We start from the raw sequence: 7193 nt of genomic DNA on the forward strand, positions 1-7193 counted from the left end.
ATTGGTCGCTTCGACAACCCCTTCGAGCCCCAGGTCCGGTTTGCTGGGACCGTGGATCGAGCGGCATAGCCGACAGTAATAGACGATTTGACCTTCAAATCGCGCGAATCGCTTTTGAGACATTGTGGCTCGGGTGACGGAGACCTGACCCGTTTCGGGGCACTCTGCATATATTCGGGGCATGGTGGCTCCTCATGCGCAGCGTCAAGCAAGCGACATGCCGGTTCGGTCTATCGGAGCTCATGAAGCTGATTGGAGATCGTCCGAGTTGTGTGGCCGGCCAGCCAATCTTTAGCCGCGGGTCGTGGGGTAGCCACAGGTTCGCGAGCACAGGCGACGTCGCCGAGATGGGCTGCATTGGCGCCCTGCTTAGCAGCGCCGACGAAATTTCGGGCCGGCGGTCGGCCGCTTCGTTGCGGGGGCGGAGGAGTTTGCGGGGGTAGACCGGTCTCCGCAAGTGTGTCCTGATGATTCATGGACGCACGCCACGAGATCGAGCTTGCCGTCTGGAGGCGGAATCGGCCCAGGTTGCCTCGGCCCGTCACCCTATCCGGGCTCGCGCGATGGGCGTTGGCGTCGCTGACCTATCGCCCCCAACCGCGAACCGACGACGAGTGGTGGAACGAGCAGATTTGAGCCAACGGGGAGTATGGCCCTTGCGGGTAACCGGCTTCCATCGCAGTCGGGGTAGGCCTGGGCTTTGTCTGCTTAAGCTATCAAGCCGCACTAACTAGACCGCCGATGAGCAAGCGCCGACCCTTGGGCAAGGCGTGGTGTAGCCTTGATGCGCGCTTTAGAGCGTGACCGTGTCTGATTGAATCTGGATTCCGCTTTTGAGCGGATCGTGATTCAAGATGCAGGCTGGGCAGGAGGCCAGCTTGCATGGCGCGTCCGTACTCCAAGGATTTGCGAGATCGAGTGGCGGCGTTGGTGGTGTCTGGCGCCACGTGTCGTGAGGCGGCGGCGCGATTTGGGGTTGGCGTGGCGACGGCGGTTCGCTGGTCCCAGCGGCTTCGCACGACCGGCAGCGCAGCGGCCAAGCCGATGGGCGGAGCCCGGCGGCGCGCGCTGGCCAGCGAGCGGGAGTGGCTGCTGGCCCGGATCGCCGAGAAGCCGGATCTGACGCTGCGGGCGATCCAGGCGGAGTTGGCGGCGCGATCCGTCGTGGTCAGCTATGACGCGGTGTGGCGCTTCTATCTACGCGAGGGAATGACCTTCAAAAAAAAGCCTGCACGCCGCCGAGCAGGATCGGCCGGACGTGGCCAGGAAGCGGGACCGCTGGAGACGCCACCAGAAGCGTCTTGATCCGCGCCGCCTGGTGTTCATCGACGAGACCTGGGCCAAAACCAACATGACCCGCATCCACGGCCGCTGCGCTCGCGGACAGCGGCTCCTGGCCAAGGTCCCCCACGGCCACTGGAAGACCCTGACCTTCCTGGCCGCCCTGCGCTGCGACCGGATCACCGCCCCCTTCGTCCTGGACGGGCCGATCAACGGCGACTGGTTCAAGGCTTATGTCGAACAGGTGCTGGTCCCAACCCTGCCCCCCGGCGATGTCGTGGTCATGGACAATCTGGGCAGCCACAAGGCCGCGGCGGTCAGGCAGGCTATCCGAAAGGCCGGCGCCCACCTGATCTTCCTACCGCCCTACAGCCCCGACCTGAACCCCATCGAGCAGGTCTTCGCCAAGCTCAAGGCCCTCCTGCGCAAAGCCGCTGAGCGAACCGTCGAAAACACCTGGCGGCGCATCGGCCAACTCCTCGAACACTTCTCAGCGACCGAGTGCGCAAATTACCTCGTCAACTCAGGATATGCTCCAAGCTGATACGGTCACGCTCTAGAGCGACGCGGCCGGGTAACGTCTCGCGGTTGTCAGTTGTTTATAAAACCGATTGATGGCCATTCCAGCAGGACCTTCAATATAGGTGAACGATAGGTGCGCGAGTCCAAGGGACGCCAACACGACGACGGTAAGGCTGAACCAATCGGGCGCGCCCAATCGCGTCAGCATCTTCAGGGTCGAGACACCCAGCGCTTGGTGCAACAGATAGAGCGAGTAGGATCGAAGGCCGATCCAACCGAGCGGTCCCATCACCACTTTGATCCGCAAGGCGAGCATCATCAGCAATGCGCCGCCAAGCGCCCCGATATAGGCCACCATCGCCCAATGGGGGTGAAAGGCCGGGTCATAGCGTAAGGCCCCAAAGGGGAGCGTGATAAGCGCCACGCCGGCGCAAACCCACCCCACCCTCCTTTTCTCGTAGATCAGTAACCAAGCCGACATTCCGAGGAGAAACAAAGGCATCCACTTCGCCGCCACGGCTGCATCTGCAAATGCCGTGCGCCCAGCCGCGGCGATTCCTGCTCCTATGAGCGTAACGGCGACCAAGCCAAGCCAGTAATGGCGCCGAAAAACCGCCAGAGACACAGCCGTAAACCCGTAAAACAGCAATTCGGGTGTTAGTGACCAGTAACTTGGATCCACTAAACGGTGATGCCCGCTGTACAGCGTTATGTTTTTGATGTAATCAAGAATTCGATGGGGGAAAATTGGAGAGCCCACCCAGTTTAGAAACAACCACGTTGAGCTCATCCAAAATAAATAGGCTGGGTATAATCGCGCCACCCGTTTAACAAAAAATTCAATAGCATTTCCGGATGAACGAGCCGTCATGCTAATCGCAATGCCGGATATTATAAAGAATAGTTCGACCCCGAATCGGCCTACCTGCGCCACGGCAGGCGTATGAGTTAAGCCCGTCCAGGCAGTTTCGCTGGTATAATGATAGGCGAGCACGCTGCAGATCGCGATGCCCCGGAACGCGTCAATGGTCGGATTTCGTTCATGACCCAGCGCCTTCGTCATCGTCACCGTTCATTTCGCACCTGCGAGAGGCGGTAAAGATCATCGGTCGTTAACGACGGCAAGGGTCTCCCCAACATCAACGTCCCGGTGGCCGACGATTCCTGTTTGGGACGCCAGAAGGCGGGACCAACGCGCCGGGAGGCAGCTCGTCAGGTTCTTGTGACCGTGAGCAATCTCGGACGGCCTGGAACGCCTGCGACCCGGTTCCGACCCAATTGCTGGATGACCGCCTACGCGCCTGGCGCGACCCGGACGGTTCGTTTGGACGCGCGGGGATGTGCGTCTGCGACAGACTCAACCGCAGGGCGATAACATTTCACAATGTAGCAATATATTGCAATGATGATACATTCGAGCCTCGGCTCTCTGGGGTAAACAGATGCCGGTCGCAGACGTTCTAATTCCGGCCTTCAACGCCGCATCGACGGTCAGGCAATCGCTGCTTTCCATTCAGCAGCAAACGGTGCGAGATATTAAAATCATCGTTGTGGATGACGGCTCCACCGACTCGACGCCTCAGATCCTGGCGGAAATTGCCGCGACCGACCCGCGCGTGCAGGTCATCTCCAAGCCGAATGGCGGCATCGTGGAGGCGCTGAATATCGGTTTGACGTTTTGCGAGTCGGCCATCATTGCGCGACATGATGCAGATGACATCGCAAGGCCTGAGCGCTTCGCGCTCCAGCTCGCCTATCTCGACCTTTATCCGGATTGCCTAGCTGTCTCCGGCTCGGCCCGCCACATCGATCAAAACGGACACGCCTTGGGCACCATAGCCGTCATGGGTTGTCCGAGCCGCGCCGACCCAAACTGGGCGCCCGTGCGAGAGCCCTATCTTATGCACCCCTTCTTGATGGTCCGCCGGGCGGCGATGGAGGCGGTTGGCGGATACAGGTACGTTTGCCACGCGGAAGACGCAGATCTTTACTGGCGTCTAAGTGAGATCGGCGTTTTACATAATATGTCTGACATACTTGGCGACTATCGGATACATCCAGATAGCATTATGAGTAAGTCGATCCTAAATGGACGGGTCTCAGCTGTCTCATCGCAGTTGTCTGGAATTTCCGCACTGCGGCGGCGGGCGGGGCGAAACGATCTTTCCTTCGACGTCTGCGCAAAGGCCGTTATGGACGCGGCCACTGACCTACGCCGCATGATCGAGCTGGTTTCGGGCGAGCTTGACGCAGAGGAGGTGAGGCGATTGATGGTCGATGTCGCCGGCAAAATGCTAGAACTTACCAGTTACCGACCTTATGAACTGCAACTGTCTGATTGCCAGTTTATCAATAAGGCGATCAAAGATAGTGCCGCTAGACTGCCATCTTTGAATCGTCGGCAACTCTATCATCAACGCCTGCTTGCGATGTTGAGATTGATCCTGAAGAAGGATTTCGCGTCGGCCTATGCGCTATCACCGATAAACGCCTATCCCCGCGTCGCTCAGTACGCGCTGGGCGTCGGGATCAAAAAGATCTTCCCCGCGCTGGGAAGGAAGCCGGCCGCCCCGATTTGGGTCGGTCTATCGGGTGAGCCTCTGTAACGGCGAGATCGCTAGGCTGTCGTCCGAGAACAACCCCGGCTCTCACAGGTAAACCTTGCCGGCAAAGGCGTCCCAGGCCTGGAAAGGCGGGGGTAGCTGGCTTGCCCGATGGGATCCTGGGAAGGCGACGGGTCGGGCGGCGCTAACTCTCGCTGTCTTCCTAGGCCGCTTGAGGCCGCCAGCTAAGCTTTTGGCACCCGATCAGACGTCCCCTCCAGGGCCCGAGGGAGGGGGCTGGCCGATGTAGGGATGGTTGCGCGCCCAATTCGCCTTGCCGATCTCGACCATGCGCTCCCGACGCATGCAGCCGCAGCTTCCCACACTGCCACGGCGAAGCTCATTGACCGTCGCGCGAACCGAGCCGCCGCAGTCGCAAATGCAAAGCCAGGTCAGCTTGCCACTAGGCGTGTGGCCATCGCAGCAGATCGCGACCAACCGCTCAAAGCGTAGATGGGTCAAATCCGCACGGGGTTTTGGCAATCGGAATTCCCAATTCGGCGGGCGCGGCCTAGTTGCGGAGCGACACCCTCCCAGTCAAGGAAAAGCGTGCGATTTCACGTGTGCATATCATAGATGCCCCCTTTGCGATCATGGCCTCGGCAACGCCGGCGCCACGCACCGCAGCGGCCGGGATTCTCCATAAGCGGAAGGTATGGTATGGTGCTCTGTCAAACGGTGCTCATCGGATCGAAATGCCTCGGCCACAGCGTTTATCATGATGCAAAGTGGCGATACCTCGGCTTCTTACTTTATGGTTCACTGGGCGCGGCGCGCGCCCGCCTTAACCTCAATGACATCGCGTTTGGGGTGAGGGTGCCGAGATGAAAACCTATGCTGTTGGCGACATTCACGGCCGCCTCGACCTGCTGATGTTGGCTCTCGAAAAGATCGAGGCTCATGCGCGGGGCGAAGTTGCTCGGCTAATTTTTCTTGGCGACTATATCGACCGCGGTGAAGAGAGCCGCGCTGTAGTCAGCGTGCTGAAAGAACTAGAACAGTCTCCCAACGTTCATTGCCTGCTCGGAAATCACGAGGAGATGATGCTGGTGGCGATCCGTGGTCGTGACCCCCGTGATCTGAATCGTTGGATAAACAGTGGAGGGGACGAGACGGTCAGGTCTTACGGTGGACGCGGACTGGGCGACCTAAGCGATTTGGATGTCCTTCCGGAAGAGCACGCAGCCTGGTTCGAGAGCTTGCCGACGCTGATCTCTGATCATAACCGGATCTATGTTCATGCTGGCCTGATGCCACGGGTGCCCGCTATCGACCAGGATGACGAAATCAAGCTTTGGATTCGTGAGCGCTTTCTTCGGGCTAAAAATCTCAAAGCGTTTCCGGATGGGAAGCACATCGTGCACGGCCACACACCTCAGTGGAAAGGAAAGCCCGACGCCGATCAGCCCGAACTGCTCGATCATCGGACCAACCTCGACACGGGCGCATATGCGACGGGCGCCCTTACCGTTGGCGTCTTCGATTTCGAGCGACCTGGCGGCCCGACCGAGCTTCTGGTCGCGCGGATCCAAGCCACGCACCTAGATCCGACATCGCCTGCAACCTTGATCGATTAGTCGGCAAACGGCCGGCGCACGAACCCACTGGACCGCTTAGGAAGGCGCGAGCCTGGCGGTTACGGTCTGCGGCTCGTCGATAAAGACCGCTGAGCGCTCCGTTGGGCAAGCTTAGTGCCTATCACTTCCAAAATGGGCATCAACCGACGAGCCGCTTTACAGACACGCCAACGGCGATCTGGCGTTGAGGCCGATCAGCTAGGCGGGGGGCGGCTTGAGGTCCAGCCGGGGGTCAACGCGCCATTGCATTGGCCGCTCCGTTCGTTTCATCCCCATCGGTTGACAAGCGACGAGGCGCTATGCGCCGCAGCGGGGGTCCGGCTGGCTCCTCATCATCTGCATCCGGGCGATCGTTCGCCGGGGAAAGCCAAGACTGGGTCATGGGCTTCTGGACAAACGAAGTCATGAACTGGGCGGCCGCGACGCCGCCAAGCGCGATCGCCACAACGATGATGGCGCGCACAACAAACCGCCTTGCGTTGAAGAGGCGCTGCGACCAGATCGCATTCGCCGCCGAAACGGGCGGCTCAAAAGCCTGTTGGTGGCGGTCGGTCTGTTCCAAAAAACCTACTCTTTAGCTCCATCAAAATAGCTTGGGCTGTTTTCGAGCAAGAGTCCACATCCGTGCTGCTGAGCGTGAACCCGGGAGGTCGTTCGTATAGCTGAGATGTGGGGGCCAAAGCTGTGTCTGTACACTATAGGAGAGGCGTTCTGGTGAATCCCCGAGGGCGTGGGGCGCAAAGGCCGAGGCGGCTATGGATAACAAAGCGATAACAATTATCGCGTCTTCAACGGATGGGCCAAAGCTTAGGAGGTTGGAAACCACGAATTTTCACCTGCTGTGAAGCAGTGGGCCCTATGACGGGGAATGTAGCAATGAGAGATGACAATGGGCGCCGCACATCTCAAGACTATGGTTAGAATGATGCTGTTTCCGGGCGTTCTCGCGCTCGCGATAGCGGCCTTACTTTCCAAGCAAGAGGTTGTCGCCGCGACCATTCCTTGGGAGCATGTGGTTCATGCTGTGATGTTTTACGTCATCACAATGGGCCTATTTCTTGCGTTTCCAAGGTCACGCCGTATGGATATTGTTGAGTCGACCTTGCTGTGCGGCATCCTCTTCCAGATCGTCAGCCGGGGACTGGGGCGGCAGTGGCATCTGGTCGATATCATTGCAGACGCGGTCGGCGCCTTTGCGGTGATCGCTCCC

The 7193-nt window shown here is 59.4% G+C and carries 5 protein-coding genes and 1 pseudogene; 4 read left to right on the top strand and 2 right to left on the bottom strand.

Features of this window, described 5'->3' with window-relative positions; genetic code table 11:
• The first annotated feature begins 882 nt into the window (after positions 1-882).
• Positions 883-1825, top strand: a protein-coding gene (locus GSQ87_RS06890; RefSeq protein ID WP_174241409.1) for an IS630 family transposase whose coding sequence is annotated in 2 segments (ribosomal slippage) — positions 883-1218 and positions 1220-1825 — 942 coding nt in all. Because the reading frame shifts where the segments join, the coding sequence is not laid out codon by codon here.
• Positions 1826-1837: 12 nt separating this feature from the next.
• Here GSQ87_RS06890 and GSQ87_RS06895 read toward each other — a convergent pair.
• The gene (locus GSQ87_RS06895) at positions 1838-2866 is read right to left on the bottom strand and encodes an acyltransferase (RefSeq protein ID WP_158914641.1); all 1029 of its coding nucleotides are present in this window, start codon (positions 2864-2866) and stop codon (positions 1838-1840) included.
• Positions 2867-3245: 379 nt separating this feature from the next.
• On the opposite strand from GSQ87_RS06895, the gene GSQ87_RS06900 reads away from it, so the two are divergent.
• Complete coding sequence (locus tag GSQ87_RS06900; protein ID WP_158914644.1) at positions 3246-4409, top strand: glycosyltransferase family A protein; 1164 nt, start codon at positions 3246-3248, stop codon at positions 4407-4409.
• Positions 4410-5230: 821 nt separating this feature from the next.
• Positions 5231-5983 carry a metallophosphoesterase family protein gene (locus GSQ87_RS06905; protein ID WP_158914646.1) on the top strand — a complete coding sequence of 251 codons (753 nt, stop codon included), beginning with the start codon at positions 5231-5233 and terminating at the stop codon, positions 5981-5983.
• 232 nt (positions 5984-6215) lie between these two features.
• On the opposite strand, the gene GSQ87_RS06910 is transcribed toward GSQ87_RS06905, so the two are convergent.
• The gene (locus GSQ87_RS06910; RefSeq protein WP_158914648.1) at positions 6216-6545 is read right to left on the bottom strand and encodes a hypothetical protein; all 330 of its coding nucleotides are present in this window, start codon (positions 6543-6545) and stop codon (positions 6216-6218) included.
• A gap of 327 nt (positions 6546-6872) precedes the next feature.
• Between GSQ87_RS06910 and GSQ87_RS06915 the strand changes: the two are divergent.
• A pseudogene (locus tag GSQ87_RS06915) lies at positions 6873-7193 on the top strand (hypothetical protein); the annotation flags it as partial.

Origin of the sequence: Caulobacter sp. S45 (genome assembly GCF_009765965.1) — a bacterium.
Taxonomy (GTDB): domain Bacteria; phylum Pseudomonadota; class Alphaproteobacteria; order Caulobacterales; family Caulobacteraceae; genus CAHJWH01.

Coding starts and splice junctions, on each gene's coding strand:
- GSQ87_RS06895 (WP_158914641.1), bottom strand. CDS start 2,866: ATGACGAAGGCGCTGGGTCATGAACGAAATCCGACCATTGACGCGTTC.
- GSQ87_RS06900 (WP_158914644.1), top strand. CDS start 3,246: ATGCCGGTCGCAGACGTTCTAATTCCGGCCTTCAACGCCGCATCGACG.
- GSQ87_RS06905 (WP_158914646.1), top strand. CDS start 5,231: ATGAAAACCTATGCTGTTGGCGACATTCACGGCCGCCTCGACCTGCTG.